The organism is Pseudomonas cremoricolorata (assembly GCF_000759535.1).
Lineage (GTDB): Bacteria > Pseudomonadota > Gammaproteobacteria > Pseudomonadales > Pseudomonadaceae > Aquipseudomonas > Aquipseudomonas cremoricolorata_A.
Genome location: NZ_CP009455.1, coordinates 2041103 through 2067505 on the forward strand (window position 1 = coordinate 2041103; position 26403 = coordinate 2067505).

Here is a 26403-nt window from a genome sequence, read left to right on the forward strand (position 1 = left end):
AGGGCCGCTGAATGCGGCCCTTTGTCGTTACGGCAAGCGGTTCTGATTCTGCGTCTTGAGCAGATCGCGGATTTCCGTCAGCAGTGTTTCTTGCGGAGTCGGCGTTGGCGGGGCGCTCGGGGCCACGGCCTCTTCGCGCTTGAGGCGGTTGATCGCCTTGACGCCCATGAAGATGGCGAACGCCACGATGATGAAGTCGATCACCGTCTGGATAAACTTGCCATACGCCAGAACCACCGCCGGAACGTCGCCCTGGGCGGCCTTGAGGGTGATGGCCAGGTCGCTGAAATCGACACCGCCGATCAACAGACCCAGCGGCGGCATGATCACATCACCCACGAACGACGAGACGATCTTGCCGAACGCCGCGCCGATGATGATACCGACTGCCATGTCGACGACATTGCCCTTGACCGCGAAGGCCTTGAATTCCTTGATCACGCTCATGCTGTAGTTCCTTGTAACAAATGAAGAATGTGCTCGCAGTGTAAGCCAGCGATGGATTTCATGCCTTGCGCATGCTGCAAGTGACTGTATTGCCAGCCAATAGTTTTAGACGATTGCAGGATGCGGCAGGCAACGGTCCCTAGGGTTATCATGGCGGTTTTTCCAGGAGACCGACCCATGGCCAAGGCCAAGCGCTTGTATGGCTGCACCGAATGCGGTGCGACCTTTCCCAAATGGGCGGGCCAGTGTGGCGAATGCGGTGCCTGGAATACCCTGGTGGAAACCATGATCGAAAGCGCCGGTGCCGCAGCGCCCAGCGGCCGCGCTGGCTGGACTGGTCAACAGGCGCAGATCAAGACCCTGGCCGAAGTCAGCGTCGAGGAAATCCCTCGCTTCACCACCAGCAGCGCCGAACTCGACCGCGTCCTGGGTGGCGGCCTGGTAGATGGCTCGGTGGTGCTGATCGGCGGTGACCCTGGCATCGGCAAGTCGACCATCCTCCTGCAAACCTTGTGCAACGTCGCGACCCACATGCCGGCGCTGTACGTCACGGGCGAAGAGTCGCAGCAACAGGTGGCGATGCGTTCGCGCCGTCTCGGTCTGCCCCAGGACCAGCTCAAGGTGATGACCGAAACCTGCATCGAAACCATCATCGCCACCGCGCGCATGGAAAAACCGCGGGTGATGGTCATCGACTCGATCCAGACCATCTTCACCGAACAGTTGCAGTCCGCCCCCGGTGGCGTGGCCCAGGTGCGCGAAAGCGCGGCGCTGCTGGTGCGCTACGCCAAGCAAAGTGGCACGGCGATTTTCCTGGTCGGCCATGTGACCAAGGAAGGCTCCCTGGCAGGCCCCCGAGTGCTCGAGCACATGGTCGACACCGTGCTGTATTTCGAAGGCGAATCCGATGGCCGCCTGCGCTTGTTGCGGGCGGTGAAGAACCGTTTTGGTGCAATCAACGAGCTGGGCGTGTTCGGCATGACCGATCGCGGGCTCAAGGAAGTCTCCAACCCGTCGGCGATCTTCCTCAACCGTGCCCAGGAGGAAGTGCCCGGCAGCGTGGTCATGGCCACCTGGGAAGGCACCCGGCCGATGCTGGTGGAAGTGCAGGCATTGGTCGACGACAGCCACCTGGCCAATCCGCGCCGCGTCACCCTGGGCCTGGATCAGAATCGTCTGGCGATGCTGCTGGCGGTGCTGCACCGGCATGGCGGTATCCCGACCCACGATCAGGACGTGTTCCTCAACGTGGTGGGCGGTGTGAAGGTGCTGGAAACCGCCTCTGATCTGGCCTTGCTGGCTGCGGTGATGTCCAGCCTGCGCAACCGGCCTTTGGCCCATGGCTTGCTGGTATTCGGGGAAATTGGCTTGTCGGGTGAGGTGCGTCCTGTGCCCAGTGGCCAGGAACGCCTCAAGGAAGCGGCCAAGCATGGCTTCAAGCGCGCCATCGTGCCCAAGGGCAACGCGCCCAAGGAAGCCCCGGCCGGTTTGCAGGTGATTGCCGTGACGCGCCTGGAGCAGGCGCTGGATGCGCTGTTCGACGACTGACTGAAAAAAGGGGCCGACGATGCGCATCGGCCCCTGCACCGGCAATCGATCAGTGCTCGGCCACCGGCTTGCGCCGCGAAGCGGGCTTGCTCTGCTCGCTTACCTCCCTTACCGGCACCTCATGGCCTTCGGCATCGAACAGCTTGCCGTCCTTGAAGTAGTCACCGTCGCGCAGCGCCGAGATATCCGAATAGTGAATGGTGCGTTCGTAGCCGGCAGCGAACACCGACGGGTTGTGCGGGTTGCCGGCGGTGAGATGGTTGAACAGTAGATTGAGGACGATGGCCATGATCGCCGCCGAGCTGATGCCGGAGTGAAAAATGGTCTCGAACCAGCCGGGGAAGTGCTGGTAGAAGTTCGGCGCGGCGATGGGAATCATGCCAAAACCCAGCGACGCGGCGACGATGATCAGGTTCACGTTGTTCTGGTAGCTGACCTTCGACAACGTGCGAATCCCGCTGGCTGCGACCGTGCCGAACAGCACCAGGCCGGCGCCGCCGAGCACCGGGGCCGGCACCGCAGCGATCACCCTTCCCATCACCGGTAAAAGACCGAGCACCACCAGGATCAGGCCGCCGGTGGCCACCACATAACGGCTCTTCACGCCGGTCACCGCCACCAGGCCCACGTTCTGCGCAAAAGCGCTCTGGGTGAACGAGCCGAAGATCGGCGCCAGGATGCTCGACGCCATGTCGGCACGCAGGCCGTTGCCCAGGCGTTTCGAGTCGACCTTGGTGTCGATGATTTCGCCCACCGCAAGAATATCGGCCGAGGTTTCCACCAGCGTCACCATGATGACGATGCACATCGACAGGATCGCGGCGATATGGAAGGTCGGCAGGCCGAAGTGGAAGGGGCTTGGCAGGGCGAATGACGGTCCTTCACCAACCTGGCTGAAGTCAGCCATGCCCAGCGCCCAGGCGATCAGCGTGCCGGCGACCATCGCCAGCAGAATCGACAGCCGCGAGAGGCTGGCGCTGCCCAGCTTGCTCAGCAGCAGGACGATGGCGAAGGTCAGCGCCGCCAGACCGATGTTGGCCACGCTGCCGAAATCCGCCGACGCGCTGTTGCCGCCCATGACCCAGCGCGCGGCTACCGGCATCAGGGTCAGGCCAATGGTGGTGATGACGATACCGGTCACCAGCGGCGGAAAGAAACGGGTGATGCGCGAGAACACTGGGGTGATCAGCAACCCGATCAGCGCCGCTGCCATCACCGCACCGAGCACCGCCGGCAGGCCACCGCCATCCTGGCTGCTTAAAATCGCACCCATGGTCGCCACCCCGGCGAACGACACTCCCTGCACCAAGGGCAGCTGGCAGCCAAAGAAGGGCAGGCCCAAGGTCTGCAACAGGGTCGCCAGGCCGCCGGCGAACAGCGATGCGGCGATCAGCAGACCGATGTCTGCAGCGCTCAGCCCCGCTGCCTGACCGAGAATCAACGGCACCGCGACGATGCCGCCGTACATGGTCAGCACATGCTGCAGGCCGTAAGCGAGGTTTGCTCCGATGCCGAGGTTTTCGTCCTCGGGACGCGGGGCTGGGGTCGAACCGGGTAGCGTGGTCATGGCGCAGGCTCTCTTGAATTATTGTTCTGTGGCGCTAGCGCTATGAATCGTACCTAACCGATCGGTCAGGTTGTATACAATAATTTGGATGTGAAACCGCACGCGCGCCACCGCTCACTGCCTGGGTTGTATGCAGGTTGCGTTACAGGAAGGGAAATGCGGTACTAGAGGGGTGTATACAAGTTTCCGGGCGCTGCGTCTGAAGCTGACTGTTTGGACAGAAATTCCGCAGCGCTCGGATAGATAGCTTGCTAATAGATTCTAATCTTCGATCAATTCACCCGGCTCGCATTGCATCGCCACGCCATCGGCCAGGTTCAGCTCGACCAGGCGGTGCAGATGGCTGATCGAGTCGATGTCCATCACCAGGCAATGAAAGCCCAGGCGTTTGCCCTCGTGATGGCGCAACTCCACCTGCATGCGCATCACGGCATCGGTGGCCAGGTGCACGGTGGCCTGGAAGGGCCGTTCGCGGTCTGCATCCCAGTCATCCGGCGCAGCGATCAATACGCCCTTCAAGGAAAGATCGAGCAAGCTCACCGGCCAGCACCGATCGTCCTGGCACAGCTCGGTGCTGGCGTCGAAAGGGATGCGTTGAAAGCGTCGACGTTGCTGATGACCGCTCATGCTGAAAAACCCTCGAATGACAGTGGGCACCCGGCAGGGTGCGACGATGCTGCGAATCGGCCGGCAGAGGCTCTAGACCAAAGCAAGTGTGGCAATGCTCAAGGACTGGCCCTAGACTCGGTGAGCGGTCTTATTCCAAACCTCAAGCTGGAAGCAAAACCATGAACAACAATAATAGCCTGCTACGCCATCTGCCATGGTTGGCGCTGGCGGTGATAGGGGCCTGTGCGCTGGGTGTGGTCGCCCTGCGTCGGGGCGAAGCGATCAATGCCTTGTGGATTGTCGTCGCGTCGGTGGCCATCTACCTGGTCGCCTACCGCTACTACAGCCTGTTCATCGCCACCAAGGTGATGCAACTCGATCCGCGCCGTGCTACCCCGGCGGTGCTCAACAATGATGGTCTGGACTACGTCCCCACCAACAAACACATCCTCTTCGGTCACCACTTCGCCGCCATCGCAGGCGCCGGGCCTCTGGTCGGGCCGGTACTGGCCGCGCAGATGGGCTACCTGCCCGGTACCTTGTGGCTGATCGCCGGCGTGGTCCTGGCCGGCGCGGTGCAGGACTTCATGGTGCTGTTCATGTCCACCCGCCGTAACGGCCGGTCGCTGGGCGACATGGTGCGCGAGGAAATGGGCCGCATCCCCGGTACCATCGCCCTGTTCGGCTGCTTCCTGATCATGATCATCATCCTCGCGGTGCTGGCGCTGATCGTGGTCAAGGCCTTGGCCGAGAGCCCATGGGGCATGTTCACGGTGATGGCGACCATCCCCATCGCGATGTTCATGGGCATCTACATGCGCTACATCCGCCCGGGACGCATCGGTGAAATTTCCATCATCGGCGTGGTCCTGCTGCTGCTGTCGATCTGGGCCGGTGGTCTGGTGGCGGCCGATCCAGTGTGGGGCCCGGCGTTCACCTTCACCGGCGTGCAGATCACCTGGATGCTGGTGGGCTACGGCTTCGTCGCTGCGGTGCTGCCGGTGTGGCTGGTGCTGGCGCCGCGCGACTACCTGTCGACCTTCCTCAAGATCGGCACCATCGTCGGCCTGGCCATCGGCATCCTGATCATCGCGCCCGAGCTGAAGATGCCGGCGCTCACACAGTTCACCGATGGCACGGGCCCGGTGTGGAAGGGCACGCTGTTCCCATTCCTGTTCATCACCATCGTCTGTGGCGCGGTGTCGGGCTTCCATGCGCTGATCTCCTCAGGCACCACGCCCAAGCTGCTGGACAACGAAACCAACGCCCGCTACATCGGCTATGGCGGCATGCTCATGGAGTCGTTCGTGGCGATCATGGCGATGGTCGCCGCCTCGGTCATCGAGCCGGGCGTGTACTTCGCCATGAACAGCCCGGCGGCGGTGGTCGGTGCCGACGTCGCTTCGGTGGCGCAGACGGTCAGCAGTTGGGGCTTTTTGATCACCCCCGAACAGCTCGAGGCGGTGGCCCGCGACATCGGCGAGCACACCGTGCTGGCCCGTGCCGGTGGTGCGCCGACGCTGGCGGTGGGGATCGCGCAGATCCTGCACCAGGTGTTGCCGGGTGAGAACACCATGGCCTTCTGGTACCACTTCGCGATCCTGTTCGAGGCGCTGTTCATCCTCACCGCAGTGGATGCCGGTACCCGTGCCGGACGCTTCATGCTGCAAGACCTGCTGGGCAGCTTCGTGCCAGCGCTCAAGCGTACCGAGTCGTGGGGCGCCAACCTGCTGGCGACTGCCGGTTGCGTGGCGCTGTGGGGTTACCTGCTGTACCAGGGGGTGATCGATCCGCTCGGCGGCATCAACACCTTGTGGCCGCTGTTCGGTATCTCCAACCAGATGCTGGCAGGCATCGCGCTGATGCTCGGCACCGTGGTGCTGATCAAGATGAAGCGCCAGCAGTACATGTGGGTGACCTTGCTGCCGGCTGTGTGGCTGCTGATCTGCACCACCACCGCGGGCCTGATCAAGCTGTTCGACCCGAACCCGGCGGTGGGCTTCCTGGCCCTGGCCAACAAGTACCGCACCGCGCTCGACGCCGGTCAGGTGCTGGCGCCGGCCAAGGATATCGGGCAGATGCAGCACGTGATCTTCAACGCCTACACCAACGCCACGCTCACCATCCTGTTCCTGGTAGTGGTGTTCAGCATCCTGTTCTTCGCCGTCAAAGTGGGCTATCGCGCACTGGGTCGCAAGGAACGGACCGACAAGGAAACCCCGTTCCAGGCGCTGCCTGATGCGTGATCACAGAGGGTCGCAGTGATGTTCAACGACCTGGGGAAACTGGGTAAGTACCTCGGCCAGGCCGCCCGCCTGATGGTGGGCATGCCTGACTACGACAACTACGTCGAGCACATGCAGCGCACGCATCCGGACCAGCCGGTGATGAGCTACGAGGCGTTCTTCCGCGAACGCCAGGAAGCCCGTTACGGCGGCAAGTCCGGGCCCAAGTGCTGTTGACGCTGCGCCACGCGTGAATCCGTGGGAGTCCGGTCGAACGGACTCCCACGTTCATTTCTGCTTCATGGAGGTACCTGCGTGTCCACGCCTATTCCCGTCACCGTCCTCACCGGTTTTCTCGGTGCCGGCAAGACCACCTTGCTCAAATACATGCTCAAGGCCGAGCACGGGCTCAAGCTTGCCGTGATCGAGAACGAATTCAGCGAGGCCGGCATCGACAGCCAGCTGCTTGGCGATGAGCCGGTGCAGGTCATGACCCTGGCCAATGGCTGCGTCTGTTGCAGCATCCACGGCGACCTGACCCGTGCCCTGTACCTGCTGCTCGAACGCCTCGACGCCGGGAAAATCGCCTTCGACCGCCTGGTGATCGAATGCACCGGTCTGGCCGACCCGGCACCCGTCGCACAAACCTTTTTCATCGACGAGGAACTGCGCGAGCGCTATATCCTCGACGGCATCATCACCCTGGTCGACGCCAAGCACGCCGACCTGCACCTGACCCAGAGCATCGCCCAGGCCCAGGTCGGCTTTGCCGACCGCCTGCTGCTGAGCAAGACCGACCTGGTCGATGCGACCACGCTCGACGCGCTGCGCGAACGCCTGGGCCGCATCAATGGCCGCGCCGCGATTCGTACCGTCGAGCACGGCCGCATCGAGCTGGCCGAGCTGCTCGATGTGCGCGGCTTCAATCTCAACCCAGAACTGGGCCTGCGTCCGACCCCGACCCTGCGCCCAGTGCTCAAGCCGGCCACCCCGGACCGCATCGCCACCCTGGTGCTGCGCAGCGAGACGCCGCTGGACATCGACCACCTCAGCGACTTCATGAACCAGTTGCTCGAAGAGCACGGCAAGCAACTGCTGCGCTACAAAGGTGTGCTGAGCATCGCCGGTGAGGCGCGGCGCCTGGTGTTCCAGGGCGTGCTCAAGCTGTACGGCTTCGACTGGGACAGCGAGTGGAAGGCCGACGAGTCGCGCGAAAGCGTGCTGGTATTCATCGGCGATGAGCTGCCCGAAGAAAAAATCCGCATAGGCTTCGCCGCCCTCAGCAGCTCATAGGCCTCAGCGCTGCGACACACGCCGGTGCAGGTGCGCGCCGGCCAGCTCCAGCAGCGCAGTGCAAAAATGAATGATCACCGACGCCTCCATGTCGGCGCGCAAGGTGATGCGCACCGCAGCGCTGCCATTGGGCACGATGGGAAAGAACACTGCCGAGGTCAGGTAGCCCAAGTCGGCCAGGCGCGCCGACAGCTGGTTGGCGCTTTGCGCGTCACCGGTGCGCACCAGTCGGATCGGTGAGCGGCTGCCGGCCTGTTCGCTCGGCACCAGCGAGTCGAACAGCTTGAGGTTTTTCTGCAGTTTGTCCTGCGCGGCCTTCAAGGTCTGGGTTCTGTGCAGCTCGATCGACGCAAGCCCTGCACCGATCATCGCGGTATTGAGACTCTGTGACCAGTTGGTCGGCCCACCGTAGCGGTGAATCAGGCGCTTGTGCCGTTCGCTGCCCAGCATCACCAGCCCGCCGCCGGCGCCGAACGACTTGTCCAGGGAGGCGACGATGATGGTCTGTTCGTTGTCCTGGTCGATCTCCGGGCGCACCAGCCCGGCGCCTTGCTCGCCCAAGGTGGAGAGGGCGTGGGAGTCATCCAGGTACAGCAGCAGGCCGTAGCGATCCTGCAGGAACAGCAAGCCTTCGAGGTCGCACATCCCGCCCATGCTGTAGAGCCCGTCGGCGACGTAAGCCACGCGCGGATGATCGCGACACAGCTGTTCGAGCTGATCCATGTCGTTGTGCGGCAGGGTCAGTACCTGGGTTTCGTCGGCGCAGGCAGATTTGGCATGGCTCATCGAGGCATTGGCGAAACGGTCGAAAACCAGTGTCGGCGGCTGCTTGTCGGAGAAAATTCCGGCGGCCAGTAATGGCAGCACGCCTGCGCTGGCTGCGCTGCACGACAAGGTCGCCAGGCAGTGGCTCTGGAACAGCTCCGAGAGCCGCCACTCGTAATCGTCCAGCACCCCCAGCTTGCAGCGGTTGCGTGAATTGGCGATACGCAGCGTGCCGTTCTGGCGAATCGCATCCACCGCGCCATTGAGCAGGCGCGGGTGATAGTCCAAGCCCAGGTAGGAACTGGTGCAGAAGTGATGCAAACGCCTGCCGAACTGATCGGCCAGGTGGTTCGGCGCCAGCACCGTGACATTCAGCCCCGACAGCCGGCTGCGCTGCGAGCAGTCCCAGCTCGTCTCGGCCGTGTCGATGACCCGTTTGTAGTTGCCATGCTGATTGTGGTTGCCGTTCATGGGTGAACCTCGCCGAAGGAAGGGCGACAGCATGACGACGAAACGGGAGCGGGCTAATCAGACGCTTCCGGCGCGAGGGCGGCGTTTTCTGGTGGGGGGAGTTGGTACAGGCAGCAGGTGTTGGTCTGTGCGTTTGATATGAATAAAAGGCCCGGCGGATTGGGCCGCTTGGCGGCCCATCGCGGCTAAAGCCACTCCTACAGGGAGCGGCTTTAGCCGCGATGGACTGCGAAACAGCCCCAATTCGTGTTGCATCAAGCTTGAATGAATAGCACCCGGCTACCCAATGCCTGCACTTACTGCCCGTAAACCGGCAGCTTCTTGCAGATCGCCTTGACCTTCTCACGCACGGCGTCGATCACCGCTTCGTCGTTCAGGTCAGCGAGGATGTCGCAGATCCAGCCGGCCAGTTCGCGGCATTCGGTTTCCTTGAAGCCGCGGGTGGTGACGGCTGGGGTGCCGAAGCGCAGGCCGGAGGTTACGAACGGCGAGCGTGGGTCGTTGGGTACCGAGTTCTTGTTGACGGTGATGAAGGCTTTGCCGAGCGCTGCGTCAGCGTCTTTGCCAGAGATGTCCTGCTTGATCAGCGAGAGCAGGAACAGGTGGTTTTCGGTACCGCCGGAGACCACGTCGAAGCCGCGCTCGATGAACACGCTGGCCATGGCCTGGGCGTTCTTCACCACTTGTTGCTGGTAGGCCTTGAACTCAGGCTGCAGCGCTTCCTTGAAGCAGATCGCCTTGGCCGCGATGACGTGCTCCAGCGGGCCGCCCTGGGCGCCTGGGAAGACGGCGCCGTTGAGCTTCTTCTCGATCTCGGGGTTGCTGCGGGCCAGGATCAGGCCGCCACGTGGACCGCGCAGGGTCTTGTGGGTGGTGGTGGTGACCACATCGGCGAACGGGACCGGGTTGGGGTAGACGCCAGCAGCGACCAGGCCTGCGACGTGGGCCATGTCGACGAACAGGTAGGCACCGACCTTGTCGGCAATGGCGCGGAAGCGCGGGAAGTCCAGCACCTGCGAGTAGGCCGAGAAACCAGCGACGATCATCTTCGGCTTGTGCTCGACGGCCAGGCGCTCAACTTCGTCGTAGTCGATCAGGCCGTTGCCGTCGATGCCGTACTGCACGGCGTTGTACAGCTTGCCCGAAGAGCTGACGCTGGCGCCGTGGGTCAGGTGACCCCCGTGGGCCAGGCTCATGCCCAGGATGGTGTCACCGGCCGACAGCAGCGCCAGGTAGACCGCAGCGTTGGCCTGGGAACCGGCGTGGGGCTGAACGTTGGCGTAATCGGCGCCGAACAGTTCCTTGGCACGGTCGATGGCCAGTTGCTCGACCACGTCGACATACTCGCAACCGCCGTAGTAGCGCTTGCCTGGGTAGCCTTCGGCGTACTTGTTGGTCAGCACCGAACCCTGGGCTTCCATGACGGCAGGGCTGGTGTAGTTTTCCGAAGCGATCAGCTCGATGTGCTCTTCCTGGCGCAGCGCTTCCTGCTGCATGGCGTCGAAGAGCTCTGCGTCGTACTTGGCAATGGTCAAATCACGGCTGAACATGGCGGTCCTCAAGGATCGGGCGGGAAAGGGGCAACATTCTACAGCATTGGGCAGCGGCAAGCTTCAAGCGGCAAGCGGCAAGTTGAAGCAGCACAGCTTTTTTCTTGTCGCTTGCCGCTAGCAGCTTGCCGCTGCCTCACTCCAGCATGAACAGCGCCTCATTACTGAACTGCGCTTCGAACTGGTGGGCCGACATCGGGCGGCCGAACAGGTAGCCCTGCACTTCGTCGCAGTCGTGTTCGCGGAGAAACTCCAGTTGCTCGTGGGTCTCCACGCCTTCGGCGATCACCGTCAGGTTCAGGCTGTGGGCCATGGCGATGATCGCGCGGGCGATCTGCGCGTCCTGCTCACCGCAGGGCAGGCCGTCGACGAAGGTGCGGTCGATCTTCAGTACGTCGATGGGGAACTGCTTGAGGTAGTTGAGCGACGAGTAGCCGGTGCCGAAATCATCCACCGCGATGCTCAGGCCCAATTGCTTGAGGCTGGCGAGCATCTGCATGGCTTCATCGACCTCGCGCATGAGGATGCTTTCGGTCAGTTCCAGCTCCAGGCAACCCGGCGACAGGCCGGTCTCTTGCAGAATGCCGGCGATACGCGTGCCCAGCTGGCCGTCGGAGAACTGCCGGGCCGAGAGGTTGACGGCTACCTTGGGCACACGCACGCGGGCTTCGCGCCAGATCTGCAACTGCCGACAGGCCTCGCGCAAGACCCAGTCGCCGACCTCCACCACCAAACCCAGTTCTTCCAGCACGGGAATGAACTCGCCTGGCGGCACCAGGCCGCGGCGCGGGTGACGCCAGCGCAGCAGCGCCTCGGCACCGGTCAGGCGTTTGCCATCGCCGCTGAACTGCGGCTGGTAATACAGCACGAACTCCTTCTGCTCCAGGGCGTGGCGCAGGTCGCTTTCCAGCTCAAGGCGCTCCAGGGCGCTGGCGTTCATGTCGGCCTGGTAGAACTGGAAGTTGTTCTTGCCGCGCTCCTTGGCGTGGTACATCGCGGTATCGGCGTTCTTCATCAGTTGGCTCAGCTCGCTGCCGTCCTGTGGACTGAGGGCGATGCCGATGCTGGCGGTGACGAAGAACTCACGGTTTTCCAGCACGAACGGTCGCACCAGGCTGGCGAGGATGTTCTCGGCCACATGGATCGCGCGGGTCAACGAAGCCTCGCGGCTGGGCCGGGGTTGCAGCAGCAGGGTGAACTCGTCGCCGCCCATGCGCGCCACGGTGTCGTCGTCGTGGACACAGGCCAGCAGCCGCTCGGCCATGTCCTTGAGCATGCGATCGCCCGCAGCGTGGCCGAGCGAGTCGTTGATCGGCTTGAAACGGTCGAGATCGAGGAACATCAGCACCACCCACGAGGTGTTGCGCTGCGCCTGTTGCAAGGCGGTGTAGAGGCGATCCTGGAACAGCGTGCGGTTGGGCAGGTGGGTCAGGGCGTCGTAGTAAGCCAGGCGATGGATGCGCTGCTCGCTGGCCTTGCGCTCACTGATATCGGTGAAGAAGCACACGTAGCTGGCCAGATCGCCTTCGTCGTCGACCACCGCGGTGATGCCGACCCAGGCCGGGTAGTGCTCGCCGCTGCGGCGCTTGAGCCAGACTTCGCCTTCCCAGCTGCCGCGCTGGTGCAGTTGCTTGAGCACGTAGCGCAGGTGGGCCTCTTGCTGATTGTCGACCACCAGCATGCCTGGCAACTGGTCGAGCACGTCACTGACCGCGTGACCACTGACCCGGCTGAAGGCTTCGTTGGCCTGGACGATGTAGCCGGCCGGGTCGGTGATGAGAATGGCCGAGGTTGAGTGCTCGAAGACGGTCGCAGCCATGCGCAGGTCTTTCTCGGCCCGGCGTTGCTGGCTGATGTCACGGCCCACGCCGAGAATGCCTTCGAAGCCGCCATGCTCGTCCCAGACCAGCACCACGCGCAGCTCGATGGGAATCTTGCGGCCATCGGCGCGCAGGCAGTCGAACACGAACAACTGGGTCGGCAGGTCACTGTGCAGGCGCGCCAGGCGCTCTGGGTCGCCCAGGGCGCTGGTCACCTGTTCGACCAGCTTGAGCACTCCGCTGAGCTGCGCCGGGTTGGCGATGGTCGATTGCCAGCCGTTGCTGAAGATCCACTCCACCTCATAGCCCAGCACCACTTTGACCGATGGGCTGACGTAGTTGAGCTTGAGTTGGCTGTCGGTGGAGAAGATCACGTCGCTGATGCTTTCGGCGAGCATGCGGTAGCGCTGTTCGCTATCACGCAGCGACTCGCTGGCTTCGATCTGCACCGTGACATCCTTGCCGACGCCGATGATGCGTGTCACCTGGCCCGCTGTGTCGCGGGCCAGCACCTGCTCGCGGATGTCGTAGCAACGCCACGAGTCGTCCTGATGACGGAAGCGTGCGTGGTAGTGCAGCGGCTGATCGTCATGGCGGCGCAGGTGCCAGCGCTGGGCGCGGTAGCGTTGGGCGTCGTCCGGGTGCATGAGCATCTCCCAGAAGCGATCGCCCATCTGCGCCAGCTCGGCGCGGCTATAGCCCAACGTCTGGCCAAGGTGGCGGTTGCTGAAGATCATCTGCTGGCTGAGCACGTCTTGCACGTAGAGCTGATCCGGCACCGTGCGCACCACATCCGACCAGAAGCTCTCGCGCTCCAGCGCCGACAGCTCGACCTGCTTGCGGCTGGTGATGTCGCTGATGCTGAGGATCACCGCGCGATAGTCGCGCGGCTCGGGCAGGCGCACCATCAGCCACAAATGCAGGTCGCCGCCTTGGGACGTCGGCAGGCGCACCTCGAGTTCCAGTTGCTGGCGGCGCCCGAGCACGGCATCGATGAGCTGCATGCCGACGCTGTCGCGGCCATCGCCGCTGCCTTCGATCAGCCGCTGCCAGGCGTGCTCGTTGCATTCGACCTCCAGTAGCTGGCGTGCCACCTGGTTCGTCTCGGTGATCTTCAGTTGCTGGAGCAGTGCGCGGCGCAGGTTCGGGTCCAGTGCCAGGCTGTGGCGCAGGCCGGCGCGGTTGCTCAAGTGATGGCGCTCCAGTTGACCCGGCAGGCTCGACAGGTCGAGCACGCACAGCGCCACCCCAGTGCCTTCGAAGATGTCGTGGTAGCGTCGGCGTTCTTCCTGGAGGGTGCGCTGGCGACGCCGCAGGTTGAACAGCGCCAGCACCGGCAGCGAGGCGCACAACAGCACCAGCAGGCATTTGCCGATCAGTGCCGGTAGCAGTTGGTTGCGCGCCTGCGCAGCGTCGAACAGCCCACGCAGCTGCCAGTTGCTGTTGTCGAGAAAACTCAGCAGCACGCTGTCGAGCTGCGTGCTGTCTTCGATCGCCGCATGCTGGGCCAGCACCTCGGCGCTGCGGCTGTTCTCCAGCAGCCACAGTGGATGGCTGGGGCCGTCCAGGCGCTGAGTGAGGCTGTACAGGTACTCGCTGGACAGGCGCAGCAGCCAGTGCCCTGCGCTGGCGCCGTACTCGCCCTGCGCGCCGCGTGGCAGCAGCAGGTAGACGCCTGAGCCATCGCCGGCGTTACTGTAGAAAAACGCCCGGTGCCCGCCCAGACCGAGCAGTTCGTCTATCACGCTGCGCGCTGGGCCCATGCCTTGACTGTCGGCCTGGAGTTGGCCCGCGGCGTCCAGCCAGGCCACGTCCTGCAGTGCCGGCAGGCGCCCCTGAAGCTGCAGGAACGCGCTGTCGACGGCGCTGCCGACAGGGACGTCGATATAGGGCTGCAACAGGGTCAGGGCTTGCTGGGCACGCAACGCCAGGTTCAGTTCCAGGTGATCGGCCAGTTCGGCACTGGCGCCCAGGCTTTGCTCGCGCTGCTCCAGCTGGGTGGCGCGAAACTGCGCGAACAATTGCCAGACGAGCAGGCCCAGCAGCACCAGCACGAGCAGCGCCAGCGCGGCCTTGAGCGAACCACCCAGCGCCTTGGCCGGGGCCACTGGGAGCTGAACTGAAGGTGAGGTGAAGTCGGTCACGCGCTCATCCTGCGAAAGGGCTGGCGATGGCAGGGAAACGCCTGTTGGGCTGGGCCGCAGGCTCGACAAAAGCTGGCGCACTATAAGACTGCGCACTAAGCCTAGACTAGCCTGCTGCAAAACAGGGCGACGCATTATGGCAAAGTGCCAGAGTTCTGTCCTGTCCGGCCCGTCGGGTCGGCAGTGAACGATGGGGTGTGCGAGAATGCCGGCCGTCTCAATGCATGTGTTCCTGGAGAAGCCTGTTTTGGTTACCCACTATTCCCCCAATGGCCTGGAGGCCGCCTGCGGGCGGCGCGCCCAGACGCTGGTCAGCACTGCCGTGAGCGACGAGGTGTCGTGCAAGTCGTGCCAGCGCTCGCTGCTCAAGCCGGCTGCCACCACCGTGGCCAGGACGCCCTCGCTGGCCGAGCTGCGCCAGCAGGCCAGAGCGGCCAAGGCCATTACCGCCCCGCTCGCGGTTGCGCGTTCCGACGCGCCGGCCAGCCACGCACCGCGTGCTGCCGTGCAGCCCGCCAGCGCCAGCGTGGCTCCGGCCTTCAGCGTCAAGGCGGCCTGGGCCGCGCAACTGGCCGAGCAAGGCGGCGGCAACCGGGCCCCGCGTGGCACCCGGCGCAAAAGCCGGGGCTGAACCGCGCCGCCGGCGCTGTCCGGCTTCGTCGGGCCATCTGTGCAAGGTCACGACTTGGCGTAGAATGGCCCGCTTCGTTCCACGACATCTATTTCATTCCGGGACCAGGCCCTGCCTGCGCGCCCGTCGATGTCCTTACCTATCAGAGAGAGGGCTTGGTCTTGGCTCAATACGTCTACACCATGCATCGGCTGAGCAAAGTCGTGCCGCCGAAGCGCGAAATCCTCAAGAACATTTCGTTGTCGTTCTTCCCCGGCGCCAAGATCGGCGTGCTGGGCCTGAACGGCGCCGGTAAATCGACCCTGCTGCGGATCATGGCCGGGGTCGACAAGGAGTTCGACGGCGAAGCCCGTCCGATGCCCGACATCAATGTTGGCTACCTGCCCCAGGAGCCGCAGCTCGACCCGAGCAAGACCGTGCGTGAAGTGGTCGAAGAGGCGGTCAGCGTGATCAAGGACGCCCAGGCGCGTCTGGACGAAGTCTACGCAGCCTACGCCGAGCCGGACGCCGACTTCGACAAACTGGCCGCCGAACAGGCCAAGCTCGAAGCCATTCTGCAGGCGGCCGACGGCCACAACCTCGAACGCCAGCTGGACGTCGCCGCCGACGCCCTGCGCCTGCCGGCCTGGGAGGCGAAAATCGAACACCTCTCCGGTGGCGAGAAGCGCCGTGTGGCGCTGTGCCGTCTGCTGCTGTCGGCCCCCGACATGCTGCTGCTCGACGAACCGACCAACCACCTGGACGCCGACTCGGTGGCCTGGCTCGAGCGCTTCCTGCACGACTTCCCCGGCACCGTGGTGGCGATTACCCACGACCGTTACTTCCTCGACAACGTCGCCGGCTGGATTCTCGAGCTCGACCGTGGCGCCGGCATTCCCTACGAGGGCAACTACTCGGGTTGGCTGGAAGCCAAGTCCGACCGTCTGGCCCAGGAATCCAAGCAGCAAAGCGCCCATGAAAAGGCCATGAAGGAAGAACTGGAGTGGGTGCGCAAAGGTGCCAAGGCTCGTCAGTCCAAGTCCAAGGCACGTCTGCAACGCTTCGAGGAAATGCAGTCGCAGGAATTCCAGAAGCGCAGCGAAACCAACGAGATCTACATCCCTGCTGGCCAGCGCCTGGGCGACAAGGTCATCGAGTTCAAGAACGTCAGCAAGGGCTATGGCGACCGCGTACTGATCGACAACCTGTCGTTCAGCATGCCCAAGGGCGCCATCGTCGGCGTGATCGGTGGTAACGGCGCCGGTAAATCCACGCTGTTCCGCATGCTCATGGGCAAGGAACAGCCGGACTCGGGCAGCATCGAGATTGGTGAAACCGTGCAACTGGCGTGTGTCGACCAGAGCCGTGAAGACCTCGACGGCAGCAAGACGGTGTTCCAGCAGGTGTCCGACGGTTCCGACCAGATCCGCATCGGCAACTATGAAATTCCGTCGCGCACCTACGTCGGGCGCTTCAACTTCAAGGGCGGCGACCAGCAAAAGTTCGTCAAGGACCTGTCCGGTGGTGAGCGCGGCCGTCTGCACCTGGCGCTGACCTTGAAAGAGGGCGGCAACGTGCTGCTGCTCGACGAACCGTCCAACGACCTCGACGTGGAAACCCTGCGTTCGCTGGAAGAAGCGTTGCTCGACTTCCCTGGCGCTGCCATCGTGATTTCCCACGATCGGTGGTTCCTTGACCGTGTGGCCACGCACATCCTGGCCTACGAAGACGATTCCAACGTGGTGTTCTTCGAAGGCAACTACACCGAGTACGAAGCCGATCGCAAGAAACGCCTGGGCGACGCGGCAGCCCAGCCGCATCGCGTGCGTCACAAGAAGCTGGCCCAGTAATTAGCCGGCGGTTGCACGAAAATGGGGCCATGATCGGCCCCATTTTTGTGCTTGGCTTATTGGACCATAATCCGATCCGGCGGGGAATCAGGGGCTCAGAGCAGATCGAATTTTGTATACATTTATATAAACGCACCAAAAAACTTTCATTAAAACGACATTGTGCACTTTTGCAGTGCGGTTGCTCTTGCTAGAGTCGGGAAAAAATCAACAAGTTCCTCCTCTTGGTGAGATGTCTAGCATGATCGAATCCGTCGACAGTTTCCTGGCCCGCCTGCACCAGCGCGACCCTGCCCAACCCGAATTCCACCAAGCCGTCGAAGAGGTGCTGCGCAGCCTCTGGCCCTTCCTCGAAGCCAACCCTCACTACCTGCAGTCGGGCATTCTCGAACGTATGTGCGAACCCGAGCGTGCGGTGCTGTTCCGTGTGTCCTGGGTCGATGACCAGGGCAAGGTGCAGGTCAACCGCGGCTTCCGCATTCAGATGAGCAGCGCCATCGGCCCGTACAAGGGCGGCCTGCGCTTCCACCCGTCGGTGAATCTCAGCGTGCTCAAGTTCCTGGCCTTCGAGCAGGTACTGAAGAACTCGCTGACCTCGCTGCCCATGGGCGGTGGCAAAGGTGGCTCGGACTTCGACCCGAAGGGCAAGAGCGATGGCGAAGTCATGCGCTTCTGCCAGGCCTTCATGAGCGAGCTGTATCGCCACATCGGCGCCGATGTGGACGTACCGGCCGGTGATATCGGGGTCGGCGGCCGTGAAATCGGTTACCTGTTCGGCCAGTACAAGCGTCTGGCCAACCAGTTCACCTCGGTGCTCACCGGCAAGGGCATGAACTATGGCGGCAGCCTGATTCGCCCCGAGGCCACCGGCTATGGTTGTGTGTATTTCGCCGAGGAAATGCTCAAGCGTAAACAGCTGCGCATCGACGGTCACCGCGTGGCGATTTCCGGGTCCGGCAACGTGGCTCAGTATGCTGCGCGCAAGGTCATGGATCTGGGCGGCAAGGTGATCTCGCTGTCCGATTCGGAAGGCACGCTGTACTGCGAAGCTGGCCTCAACGATGCCCAGTGGGATGCCTTGATGGAGCTAAAGAACGTCAAGCGCGGGCGCCTCAGTGCGCTGGCCAGTGAGCTGGGCCTGGAGTTCCGCAAAGGCCAGACGCCGTGGTCGCTGCCCTGCGACATCGCCCTGCCTTGCGCCACGCAGAACGAGCTGAACCTGGAGGATGCCCGCACCCTGCTCGGCAATGGCTGCTTCTGCGTCGCCGAGGGCGCGAACATGCCGACCACCCTCGATGCGGTCGATCTGTTCATCGAGGCCGGCACGCTGTTCGCCCCGGGTAAGGCCTCCAACGCCGGTGGCGTTGCCGTGTCGGGGCTGGAAATGTCGCAGAACGCCATGCGCCTGCTGTGGACCGCAGGTGAGGTGGACAACAAACTGCACAACATCATGCAGTCGATCCACCATGCCTGCGTGCACTACGGCGAAGAGGCCGACGGCAGCGTCAACTACGTGAAAGGCGCGAACATCGCAGGCTTCGTCAAAGTGGCCGATGCCATGCTGGCGCAAGGGGTGGTGTAAGCCGCACTACCTGCCGATCTCGAGCACTTCGATCGACAGATCACCCGCCGGTCGCTTCCAGATCACTTCATCTCCTGGCGCCGCGCCAAGCAGGGCGCGGCCCAGGGGTGAGCCCCAGTTGATCAGCCCGCGGCCGGCATCGGCTTCATCTTCGCCGACCAGTCGCACCACCTGCTGCTGGTCATGCTCATCGACGAAAGTCACCTGGCTGCCGATCTGCACCGTGTCACCGGAGGTCGCGGCAGGCACCACCTGGGCGCTCAACACTCGCGCATTGAAATAGCGCAAATCCCGCTCGTTGTCGGCCAGGCGCTGTTTGTCAGCGCGCTCGCCCTGCGCCTGCAATTGAGCGTGTTCGCTGTTCAAGGTCGCGACCCGCGCCTGCAACTGTGCCAGGCCATTGGCGGTGACGTAGTTGGGCTGGTCGCTGACACGCCGCTCGACCGGCTGGCTGGCCTGGGCGGCGGCGTGGTCTTCGTTGACGAATGCTCGGCTCATCGATGGCCTCCTGTAGAGAGAAGACCATGCTCGCAGAGCGAGGGTTTCGCCGAATGTCCGTAAGCGACGCGGACACGGCCTTTCAGTAGTGATACCACTTCATTTCCAGCATGACCTCGTTCTGCGCCGAGGTCAGGTGACTGAACTCACGCTTGGCGCTCAGGCGCAGGCCCAGGTTGCGCGACAGCTCCCACTGCTGGTTGAGGCTCAGGCTGCGCCGTACCTCGCCATTGGTGAAGAAATCACCCTTGGCCTCAAGGCTCAGGTTGCCCAGCCCGTTGCGCCACAGCACGCCGGTGTTGAAACCGGCAGCGGGGGAGATGAACTCGGCGAAGTCATTGTGGTGTTCGACCCGCGCCGTTCCCAGGGCAAAACCCAGCACCTCGTCGGCCAGTTGCCAGGTACCACCGGCACCGCCATTGACGTGGCTGACCAGCACCTCATCGCCATGCTTGCCCGGCACCCGCTCGAGGCCACCGGCCACTTGCCACGACCACGGTTGCAGCAGGGCGTTGCGCGGGGTCAGTGAGCGGATGGTGGCCAGGTCGAGGCGCTGCACCTGCCAGTCATTACCTTCGTACTGGCGCAGCTTGAGCTGGAGGATTTCGATCTGCGCGCCCAGCGGGAAGCCATAGGCGTTGTCGTTGAGGTCGTGGTAGGCCATGCGCAGGCCATATTCGGCGTAGGCGCGGTCATCACGGGTGCCGACGCCCAGTTGCCAGGTACGCGACTCATGGCCTTCTTCCGGCAGGCCGGGTTTTTCGATCTGCAAGGGCGGCGGCGGATTACGGTTGATCGCCCGCAACAGTTCGAAACTGCGAGTGGCTTGCGCCGGATCACGCTCCTGGCCATTGGCGCGGTAGCGCTCCAGCCGGTAGGCGGCGTCCTGCACCAGCGCCTGGCGCTCGCGCGGCAGGGCGGTGAAGCCTGGACTGTGCAATTGCGCGGTGTCGGCACTGAGCGCCAGCACCTGCTGCTGTTCCTCGGCATCCAGCGGTTCTGCCCGGGCCAACAGTTCGCGCTCGCGGGACGGACGGTAGCGGGTGTCGGCGACCAGGCCCGACTGCTTGACCGCCTTGACCGTATCGGTGGGAATCGCGGTCAGGGGGAATTGTGAGGTCAGGTCGAGGGACGGACGTGCCACCTGCAGCAGTTCGAGCAGGCGATACGAGCAGTTTTCGTCGAAGAAGAAGTAGTCGAACTGCACCTGCTTGAGTTCCCAGACGTGCTCGACCATGCGCCCGGTTTCTTCCGGCGTCAGGTTCAGCTGGTATTCCCACAGGTCGCGGTTCTCCAGGCTGCGGTATTCAGAGAGCTTGTCCTGGTAAGGCATCAGCGCGAACAGGCCGGGGTAGCCGCCGGCCAGGCCTTTCCAGGCGTACAGAATGCTGTTGTCACTGCCTTCGATGTACGCGCCGAAGTTGATCGCGTAGCTCAGCAGCGAGGTTTCGTTGCTGTGGGTATCGGCTTTGTCGATACGCAGCAAGGTGTGGCCGAACATCGACGACGGGCTGTTCAGGTAGGCCGCCGGGAAGATCAGCGCTGCGCTGTGCGGTGCGACATCGGCATACCATTCGCGGTATTCGCTGCAGTCCGGGCGCGGCAGATCGGTCAGGGTCAGTTGCTCGCGCAGCCAGCGCGTACGCGCTGGGAATACACACTGCGCATGTTGGTTGCCCAGGCTGGAGGGGGCATACAGCGCCGCGACGGTCGCTTGCAGCTCTTGCGCGGGATGATGCGCGCCGTCGTCAGCGAGGAAGAATTTGCGGTCGTCGACATAGCTGCGCCAACCGCCCAGCTTGCCTTTTTCGTAATGCCCCAGGGCGATCCAGTACGGCAGGTCAGCCAGCTGCTGCGCGCGGGCCGAATCGAGGTGGGGTGCGGCATGCAGCGGTGCGCTGACGCTGAGCGCCAGCAGGGAAAGGCGTTTGAGCATGTCGGGCAACTAGGTCAGGAGGAGGCCGATAGGATGCACCGAACCCGCCCTGTTGTGCAGGGCGGGTTGGCAGGACTCAAGCCTCGGTGGCGTACTTGGCCAGTTGCGGGTCGGTCTTGAGGACCGCGAGGGTGTTGGTGTGCACGGTCTCGGCGTTGACGTCCGCGCTGTTGAAGATCTGCTGGAAGTGCTCGTGAGTGACGGAGGCGAAGCGCGCACGATCTTCAGGCGCCACACCCATGACCACGGCGTAGGTGGTCAGGGCTTCGCCCTGGCCTTGCGCCATGTCTTCGGACAGCTCGTTCATCATGCCATTCATGGCAAGCCAGGATTTGCCGCCGTAGGTCAGCGAAGCCTTGGTCGAGCAACCATTGGTGCCCGAGGTCATGCCGAAGGTGGCGTTACCCGAAGTGCCGTTGGTGGTTGAAGCCAGGAAATGGGCCGGAGTACCGCGCTGGCCCTCGAACAGCATGTTGCCCCAACCGCAGTTCGGGCCGCCTGGCGCTTCGGCCATGGCGTTGATCGAAACTGCGGCGAACAGGGTACCCAGAAGAATCCGTTTCATAGCATTGTTCTCTTTTTCGTAGACGTTCCAATGGTCAGGGTCTGGCAGCGAGATGCCAGTTCGGGAAGTCTTTCTACTCCTCCCGCGCAATTTGGAGTCTAGGCCGGTTGCAAAGGTTGCGTGGCTTATCGCTAAAAATTTGCGCGTGTGCGACTGCGACATAAAGTCCGAGCGAGCCTTGCCAGTCGTGCGCAGGCAGCGCCAGAATGCCAGCACTGCCCGCCGAACTAAGGAAACCCAATGCCCGATCCTGTCGCCTCGCGCCTGCGTCTCGCGCCTGAAGCCCTGACCCGGCGTTTCTCCGCTGAACAGTTCGACTTTTCCACCACCGATGATCTGGAGCCGTTCCGTGGCGTACTGGGCCAGGAGCGCGCCGTCGAGGCCTTGCAGTTCGGCGTGGCGATGCCGCGTCCCGGGTATAACGTCTTCGTCATGGGCGAGCCCGGCACCGGCCGCTTCTCGTTCGTCAAACGCTACCTGAAAGCCGAAGGCAAGCGTCAGAAGACCCCGGCCGACTGGGTTTACGTCAACCACTTCGACGACCCCCGCGAGCCGCGCGCGCTGGAGCTGCCATCGGGCAGCGCCGGTGACTTCGTCGCCGACATGCATGGCCTGATCGACAACCTGCTGGCGACTTTCCCGGCGGTGTTCGAACACCCCTCGTTCCAGCAGAAGAAGGGCGCCATCGACCGCACCTTCAACCAGCGCTACGACCGCGCCCTCGACGTCATCGAGCGCGCCTCGCTGGAGCGTGATGTGGCGCTGTACCGCGACAGCAGCAATGTCGCCTTCACCCCGATGGCCGATGGCAAGGCGCTGGATGAAGCCGAGTTCGCCCAGTTGCCTGATGAAGTGCGCGAGCGTTTCCACAGCGATATCGCCGCCCTGGAAGAGCGCCTCAACGAAGAACTGGCCAGCCTGCCGCAGTGGAAGCGCGAGTCGAACAATCAGCTGCGTCAGCTCAACGAAGAAACCATCACCCTGGCCCTGCAGCCGCTGTTGGCGCCGCTGTCGCAAAAGTATGCGGAAAACGCCGGGGTCTGCGCCTACCTGCAATCGGTGCAGCTCAACCTGCTGCGTACGGTGATCGAGCAACTGGTCGAAGACAGCAAGACCGACGCCGCCGCGCGCAAGCTGCTCGAAGACCAGTACGTGCCGAGCCTGGTCGCCGGTCACGCCGGCAACAGCGGGGCGCCGGTGGTGTTCGAGCCACACCCGACCTACGACAACCTGTTCGGGCGCATCGAATACAGCACCGACCAGGGCGCGCTGTACACCTCCTACCGGCAACTGCGCCCCGGCGCACTGCACCGCGCCAATGGCGGTTTCCTGATTCTTGAAGCCGAGAAAATGCTCGGCGAGCCGTTCGTCTGGGACGGCCTCAAGCGCGCCCTGCAGTCGCGCCAGTTGAAGATGGAATCGCCGCTGGGCGAACTCGGCCGGGTCGCGACCATCAGCCTGACCCCGCAAGTGATTCCGCTCAGCGTCAAGCTGGTGATCATCGGCTCGCGCCAGCTGTACTACGCCCTGCAGGACCACGATTCGGACTTCCAGGAGATGTTCCGCGTGCTGGTGGACTTCGACGAAGACATGCCGATGGTCGACGAGAACCTCGAGCAGTTCGCCCAGTTGCTGCGCACCCGTACCAACGAAGAGGGCATGGCGCCGCTGACCAGCGATGCCGTGGCGCGCCTGGCCACCTACAGCGCGCGCCTGGCAGAAAACCAGTCGCGGCTCTCGGCGCGCATCGGTGACCTGTTCCAGCTGGTCAGCGAAGCCGATTTCATTCGCCAACTGGCCAGCGACGAGATGACCGACGCCGGCCACATCGAACGCGCGCTGCGGGCCAAGGCCACACGCACCGGGCGGGTATCGCAACGGGTGCTGGACGACATGCTCGCCGGCATCATCCTCATCGACACCCACGGCGCCGCCATCGGCAAGTGCAACGGCCTGACCGTGCTGGAAGTGGGGGATTCGGCCTTCGGCATGCCGGCGCGTATTTCCGCGACCGTCTACCCCGGGGGCAGCGGCATCGTCGACATCGAGCGCGAGGTCAACCTCGGCCAGCCGATTCACTCCAAGGGGGTGATGATCCTCACCGGCTATCTGGGCAGTCGCTACGCCCAGGAATTCCCCCTGGCGATTTCCGCAAGCATCGCGCTGGAGCAGTCGTACGGTTATGTCGACGGCGACAGCGCTTCGCTCGGTGAGGCCTGCACGCTGATTTCGGCACTGTCGCGTACCCCGCTCAAACAGTGCTTCGCCATCACCGGCTCGATCAACCAGTTCGGTGAGGTGCAGGCGGTAGGTGGCGTCAACGAGAAGATCGAAGGCTTCTTCCGCCTGTGCCAGGCCCGTGGGTTGACAGGTGAGCAGGGGGTGATCATTCCCAAGGCCAACGTCGCCACGCTGATGCTCGACCAGCGCGTGCTGCAAGCGGTGGAAAACGGCCAGTTCCACGTCTATGCGGTCAGCCAGGCCGATGAGGCCCTGAGCCTGCTGGTTGGCGAGGATGCCGGCACCCCGGATGCGCAGGGTGAATTCCCCGAAGGCAGCGTCAATGCGCGGGTGGTCGAGCGGCTGCGTTTCATTGCCGAGATGGTCAGCGAGGAAGACATCAAGGAGGCAGAAAAAGAACGCCTTGAAAGCATGGTGGCGCAGGCAAAACCTGACTAGTCAATAAACCGGCGCTGAAGGCGAATGGCTACCGTTCGGCGCCGGTTTTCCAACTGTCAGTCACTCTCTACTACGCTCAAGCAAGGACGGTTTCAGGGTTCACGACGAAAACAGCCCTGCCGGTAGGGGGCTGAAGGTGCTCGATCAGAGGGGCGGCCGCCATGCGCAACCTCAGCCTCACCCGCCAGTGCCTGGGCCTGGTGACCCGTATCGAATGCTCGATCCGCCCGCTGGCCGGCGACAACGGCCTGTGGACGCTGCTGTTCGCCGCTGGCATGCAGGGCGAGCAACCTACGGCGATCAAGGCCCAAGGGCCGTTTCATGGGCCATTGGTGGCCGAGTCGGTCATGAATGCCATCGTCGACAGCCTGACCTTGCACGGGTACCAGGTCGCCGACGACCCGCAGATCTGGTGCGTGCATCTGCAGGGGCAACTGCGCCGCATCAACGGCGAACGCTGTCGCAACCTTGGGGATTATCAATTCCACCCTGAGCAGTAAGCGCGCAGCGGGCAGTGATGGGTATCTGCCACGGGCTTTTTCTGTCACAGCCTGCTGGATATACTCGCCCGCGCTGTCCCGCCACCTGATGAGTCCTCTCCCCATGGAACGCTTTCTTGAAAACGCGATGTACGCCTCCCGCTGGCTGCTCGCTCCGATCTACTTTGGCCTGTCGCTGGGCCTGCTGGCCCTGGCGCTGAAATTCTTCCAGGAAATCATTCACGTTCTGCCCAACGTATTCAGCATGGCCGAGGCCGACCTGGTGCTGGTGATCCTGTCGCTGATCGACATGTCGCTGGTCGGTGGTCTGCTGGTGATGGTGATGTTCTCCGGCTACGAGAACTTCGTGTCACAGATGGACATCGACGAGGGCAAGGAAAAGCTCAGCTGGCTGGGCAAGATGGACTCCACCTCGCTGAAGATGAAAGTCGCGGCGTCCATCGTGGCGATTTCTTCGATTCACCTGCTGCGGGTGTTCATGGATGCGCAGAACATCTCTACCGAGTACCTGATGTGGTACGTGATCATCCACATGACCTTCGTGGTTTCGGCGTTCGTCATGGGTTATCTGGACAAGCTCACCAAACACTGACCATCGATCCGCGGCGGGCCCATGCCCGCCAGACCAGCGGCGCTCGCTGCGGGTTGTGCTTTACCTCGATCTGTACGAAAAATGAGCCTCCATGGCCGTGTGCCCAGAGGTGTGTCCATGAACCTGCATCAGCTTCATCTCGAGGCCATCGCTGGCCGTGTGGAAGAACTCAACCTGATCGGCATCGAGGGCGGTGATTACCTGCTCGAAGCCTGCCTTGATGGCAAACCCCATCCACTTGCCGACGCCCAGGGCCAGCGCCTGCGGGTGCGCTCGGTAACCGAGGCCCGCGAGCTGCTGCAGGCCCTGCCCATCGAGTCGATGAATCTGGTGCACTGGTCGGTGCAGGACGAGATGTGCGGCATGGGCGTGCACCCCGAAGAAGACATCAAAGTCGCCATCTCGCCCCATCCGACCTGGTAGCTGATTACCCGCGCGCGGGTGTGCTAGGCTGCTCGCCCTTTATCATTCAGGGCGCAGCGTTCGTGCGCCCGGCAGCGGAGCAAGCCAATGTCCGAACTCAATCTGTCCACCGACGAAACCCGCGTCAGCTACGGCATCGGCCGCCAGCTGGGCGGTCAGCTGCGTGACAATCCGCCACCGGGTGTCAGCCTCGAAGCCATCGTCGCTGGCCTGACCGACGCCTTCAACGGTGCCGAAAGCCGCGTCAACGAAGCCGACCTGTCGGCCAGCTTCCAGGTGATCCGTGAAGTGATGCAGGCTGAAGCTGCGGCCAAGGCCGAAGCGGCAGCGGGCGCTGGCAAGGCATTCCTCGCCGAAAACGCTCAGCGCGAAGGCGTGATCACCCTGGCCTCGGGCCTGCAGTACGAAGTGGTCACCACTGGCGAAGGCGCCAAGCCTGGCCGTGACGACACCGTGCGTACCCACTACCACGGCACCCTGATCGACGGTTCGGTGTTCGACAGCTCGTACCAGCGTGGCCAGCCTGCCGAATTCCCGGTGGGCGGCGTGATCGCCGGCTGGACCGAAGCCCTGCAACTGATGAACGCCGGCAGCAAATGGCGCCTGTACGTGCCGAGCGAGCTGGCCTACGGCGCCCAGGGCGTTGGCAGCATCGCCCCGCACAGCGTTCTGATCTTCGACATCGAGCTGCTCGACGTCCTGTAATTCCCCGCCTCACTGCGCGCGGGG

21 protein-coding genes are annotated in these 26403 nt (G+C 63.4%); 12 read left to right on the forward strand and 9 right to left on the reverse strand.

Annotated elements, in window-relative coordinates:
- Positions 1-27 precede the first annotated feature (27 nt).
- Positions 28-447, reverse strand: a complete 420-nt coding sequence (gene mscL, locus LK03_RS08875) for a large-conductance mechanosensitive channel protein MscL (RefSeq protein ID WP_028696186.1) — start codon at positions 445-447, stop codon at positions 28-30.
- Between the two features lie 177 nt (positions 448-624).
- Between mscL and radA the strand changes: the two genes are divergently transcribed.
- Positions 625-1995: a DNA repair protein RadA gene (gene radA / locus LK03_RS08880; RefSeq protein ID WP_038411986.1), complete on the forward strand. Its 1371-nt coding sequence runs from the start codon at positions 625-627 to the stop codon at positions 1993-1995.
- 49 nt (positions 1996-2044) lie between these two features.
- Here radA and LK03_RS08885 read toward each other — a convergent pair whose 3' ends face one another.
- Complete coding sequence (locus LK03_RS08885; protein WP_038411989.1) at positions 2045-3562, reverse strand: nucleobase:cation symporter-2 family protein; 1518 nt, start codon at positions 3560-3562, stop codon at positions 2045-2047.
- 261 nt (positions 3563-3823) lie between these two features.
- On the reverse strand, positions 3824-4189 hold the full coding sequence (locus LK03_RS08890; RefSeq protein ID WP_038411990.1) for a PilZ domain-containing protein: 366 nt from the start codon (positions 4187-4189) through the stop codon (positions 3824-3826).
- A gap of 161 nt (positions 4190-4350) precedes the next feature.
- Here LK03_RS08890 and LK03_RS08895 point away from each other — a divergent pair, with 161 nt between their 5' ends.
- From LK03_RS08895 to yjiA, 3 genes are all read left to right on the forward strand, one after another.
- A complete protein-coding gene (locus LK03_RS08895; protein ID WP_038411991.1) occupies positions 4351-6417 on the forward strand; it encodes a carbon starvation CstA family protein in 2067 nt (688 codons plus the stop codon).
- 18 nt (positions 6418-6435) lie between these two features.
- Complete coding sequence (locus LK03_RS08900) at positions 6436-6633, forward strand: YbdD/YjiX family protein (RefSeq protein WP_028696191.1); 198 nt, start codon at positions 6436-6438, stop codon at positions 6631-6633.
- Positions 6634-6711: 78 nt separating this feature from the next.
- Entirely contained in the window at positions 6712-7689 is a 978-nt protein-coding gene (gene yjiA, locus LK03_RS08905; RefSeq protein WP_038411992.1) for a GTPase, read from the forward strand.
- A 3-nt stretch (positions 7690-7692) separates the two neighbouring features.
- On the opposite strand, the gene LK03_RS08910 is transcribed toward yjiA, so the two are convergent.
- The 3 genes from LK03_RS08910 to LK03_RS08920 all read right to left on the reverse strand — a co-directional run bounded on the left by LK03_RS08910 (position 7693) and on the right by LK03_RS08920 (position 14439).
- Positions 7693-8925 carry an aminotransferase class I/II-fold pyridoxal phosphate-dependent enzyme gene (locus LK03_RS08910; protein WP_038411993.1) on the reverse strand — a complete coding sequence of 411 codons (1233 nt, stop codon included), beginning with the start codon at positions 8923-8925 and terminating at the stop codon, positions 7693-7695.
- 296 nt (positions 8926-9221) lie between these two features.
- Positions 9222-10475, reverse strand: a complete 1254-nt coding sequence (gene glyA, locus LK03_RS08915) for a serine hydroxymethyltransferase (protein ID WP_038411994.1) — start codon at positions 10473-10475, stop codon at positions 9222-9224.
- A 136-nt stretch (positions 10476-10611) separates the two neighbouring features.
- Positions 10612-14439 carry a sensor domain-containing protein gene (locus LK03_RS08920; protein WP_038411995.1) on the reverse strand — a complete coding sequence of 1276 codons (3828 nt, stop codon included), beginning with the start codon at positions 14437-14439 and terminating at the stop codon, positions 10612-10614.
- A gap of 247 nt (positions 14440-14686) precedes the next feature.
- On the opposite strand from LK03_RS08920, the gene LK03_RS08925 reads away from it, so the two are divergent.
- The 3 genes from LK03_RS08925 to gdhA all read left to right on the forward strand — a co-directional run bounded on the left by LK03_RS08925 (position 14687) and on the right by gdhA (position 18481).
- On the forward strand, positions 14687-15070 hold the full coding sequence (locus LK03_RS08925; protein WP_038414659.1) for a hypothetical protein: 384 nt from the start codon (positions 14687-14689) through the stop codon (positions 15068-15070).
- A gap of 161 nt (positions 15071-15231) precedes the next feature.
- Entirely contained in the window at positions 15232-16899 is a 1668-nt protein-coding gene (gene ettA / locus LK03_RS08930; RefSeq protein WP_038414660.1) for an energy-dependent translational throttle protein EttA, read from the forward strand.
- A gap of 241 nt (positions 16900-17140) precedes the next feature.
- The gene (gene gdhA / locus LK03_RS08935) at positions 17141-18481 is read left to right on the forward strand and encodes an NADP-specific glutamate dehydrogenase (protein ID WP_038411996.1); all 1341 of its coding nucleotides are present in this window, start codon (positions 17141-17143) and stop codon (positions 18479-18481) included.
- Between the two features lie 6 nt (positions 18482-18487).
- Here gdhA and LK03_RS08940 read toward each other — a convergent pair whose 3' ends face one another.
- From LK03_RS08940 to LK03_RS08950, 3 genes are all read right to left on the reverse strand, one after another.
- Entirely contained in the window at positions 18488-18979 is a 492-nt protein-coding gene (locus LK03_RS08940; RefSeq protein ID WP_038411997.1) for a GreA/GreB family elongation factor, read from the reverse strand.
- A gap of 82 nt (positions 18980-19061) precedes the next feature.
- Complete coding sequence (locus tag LK03_RS08945) at positions 19062-20915, reverse strand: DUF4105 domain-containing protein (RefSeq protein ID WP_038411998.1); 1854 nt, start codon at positions 20913-20915, stop codon at positions 19062-19064.
- A gap of 76 nt (positions 20916-20991) precedes the next feature.
- On the reverse strand, positions 20992-21480 hold the full coding sequence (locus LK03_RS08950) for a DUF3015 domain-containing protein (protein WP_038411999.1): 489 nt from the start codon (positions 21478-21480) through the stop codon (positions 20992-20994).
- A gap of 240 nt (positions 21481-21720) precedes the next feature.
- Here LK03_RS08950 and LK03_RS08955 point away from each other — a divergent pair, with 240 nt between their 5' ends.
- The 5 genes from LK03_RS08955 to LK03_RS08975 all read left to right on the forward strand — a co-directional run bounded on the left by LK03_RS08955 (position 21721) and on the right by LK03_RS08975 (position 26379).
- Complete coding sequence (locus LK03_RS08955) at positions 21721-24159, forward strand: Lon protease family protein (RefSeq protein WP_038412001.1); 2439 nt, start codon at positions 21721-21723, stop codon at positions 24157-24159.
- A gap of 161 nt (positions 24160-24320) precedes the next feature.
- Positions 24321-24659, forward strand: a complete 339-nt coding sequence (locus LK03_RS08960; RefSeq protein ID WP_038412002.1) for a hypothetical protein — start codon at positions 24321-24323, stop codon at positions 24657-24659.
- 103 nt (positions 24660-24762) lie between these two features.
- Positions 24763-25251 (forward strand): TIGR00645 family protein, encoded by a 489-nt coding sequence (locus LK03_RS08965; protein ID WP_038412003.1) that lies wholly within the window; start codon positions 24763-24765, stop codon positions 25249-25251.
- Between the two features lie 117 nt (positions 25252-25368).
- Positions 25369-25674 carry a DUF6482 family protein gene (locus LK03_RS08970; RefSeq protein ID WP_038412004.1) on the forward strand — a complete coding sequence of 102 codons (306 nt, stop codon included), beginning with the start codon at positions 25369-25371 and terminating at the stop codon, positions 25672-25674.
- 87 nt (positions 25675-25761) lie between these two features.
- Positions 25762-26379 carry an FKBP-type peptidyl-prolyl cis-trans isomerase gene (locus LK03_RS08975; RefSeq protein WP_038412005.1) on the forward strand — a complete coding sequence of 206 codons (618 nt, stop codon included), beginning with the start codon at positions 25762-25764 and terminating at the stop codon, positions 26377-26379.
- Positions 26380-26403 lie beyond the last annotated feature (24 nt).

Excerpts from the sequence above, each read along its gene's own strand:
- mscL (WP_028696186.1), bottom strand. The coding sequence starts at position 447 with ATGAGCGTGATCAAGGAATTCAAGGCCTTCGCGGTCAAGGGCAATGTC.
- radA (WP_038411986.1), top strand. The coding sequence starts at position 625 with ATGGCCAAGGCCAAGCGCTTGTATGGCTGCACCGAATGCGGTGCGACC.
- LK03_RS08885 (WP_038411989.1), bottom strand. The coding sequence starts at position 3,562 with ATGACCACGCTACCCGGTTCGACCCCAGCCCCGCGTCCCGAGGACGAA.
- LK03_RS08890 (WP_038411990.1), bottom strand. The coding sequence starts at position 4,189 with ATGAGCGGTCATCAGCAACGTCGACGCTTTCAACGCATCCCTTTCGAC.
- LK03_RS08895 (WP_038411991.1), top strand. The coding sequence starts at position 4,351 with ATGAACAACAATAATAGCCTGCTACGCCATCTGCCATGGTTGGCGCTG.
- LK03_RS08900 (WP_028696191.1), top strand. The coding sequence starts at position 6,436 with ATGTTCAACGACCTGGGGAAACTGGGTAAGTACCTCGGCCAGGCCGCC.
- LK03_RS08910 (WP_038411993.1), bottom strand. The coding sequence starts at position 8,925 with ATGAACGGCAACCACAATCAGCATGGCAACTACAAACGGGTCATCGAC.
- glyA (WP_038411994.1), bottom strand. The coding sequence starts at position 10,475 with ATGTTCAGCCGTGATTTGACCATTGCCAAGTACGACGCAGAGCTCTTC.
- gdhA (WP_038411996.1), top strand. The coding sequence starts at position 17,141 with ATGATCGAATCCGTCGACAGTTTCCTGGCCCGCCTGCACCAGCGCGAC.
- LK03_RS08940 (WP_038411997.1), bottom strand. The coding sequence starts at position 18,979 with ATGAGCCGAGCATTCGTCAACGAAGACCACGCCGCCGCCCAGGCCAGC.
- LK03_RS08945 (WP_038411998.1), bottom strand. The coding sequence starts at position 20,915 with ATGCTCAAACGCCTTTCCCTGCTGGCGCTCAGCGTCAGCGCACCGCTG.
- LK03_RS08950 (WP_038411999.1), bottom strand. The coding sequence starts at position 21,480 with ATGAAACGGATTCTTCTGGGTACCCTGTTCGCCGCAGTTTCGATCAAC.
- LK03_RS08955 (WP_038412001.1), top strand. The coding sequence starts at position 21,721 with ATGCCCGATCCTGTCGCCTCGCGCCTGCGTCTCGCGCCTGAAGCCCTG.
- LK03_RS08960 (WP_038412002.1), top strand. The coding sequence starts at position 24,321 with ATGCGCAACCTCAGCCTCACCCGCCAGTGCCTGGGCCTGGTGACCCGT.
- LK03_RS08965 (WP_038412003.1), top strand. The coding sequence starts at position 24,763 with ATGGAACGCTTTCTTGAAAACGCGATGTACGCCTCCCGCTGGCTGCTC.
- LK03_RS08970 (WP_038412004.1), top strand. The coding sequence starts at position 25,369 with ATGAACCTGCATCAGCTTCATCTCGAGGCCATCGCTGGCCGTGTGGAA.
- LK03_RS08975 (WP_038412005.1), top strand. The coding sequence starts at position 25,762 with ATGTCCGAACTCAATCTGTCCACCGACGAAACCCGCGTCAGCTACGGC.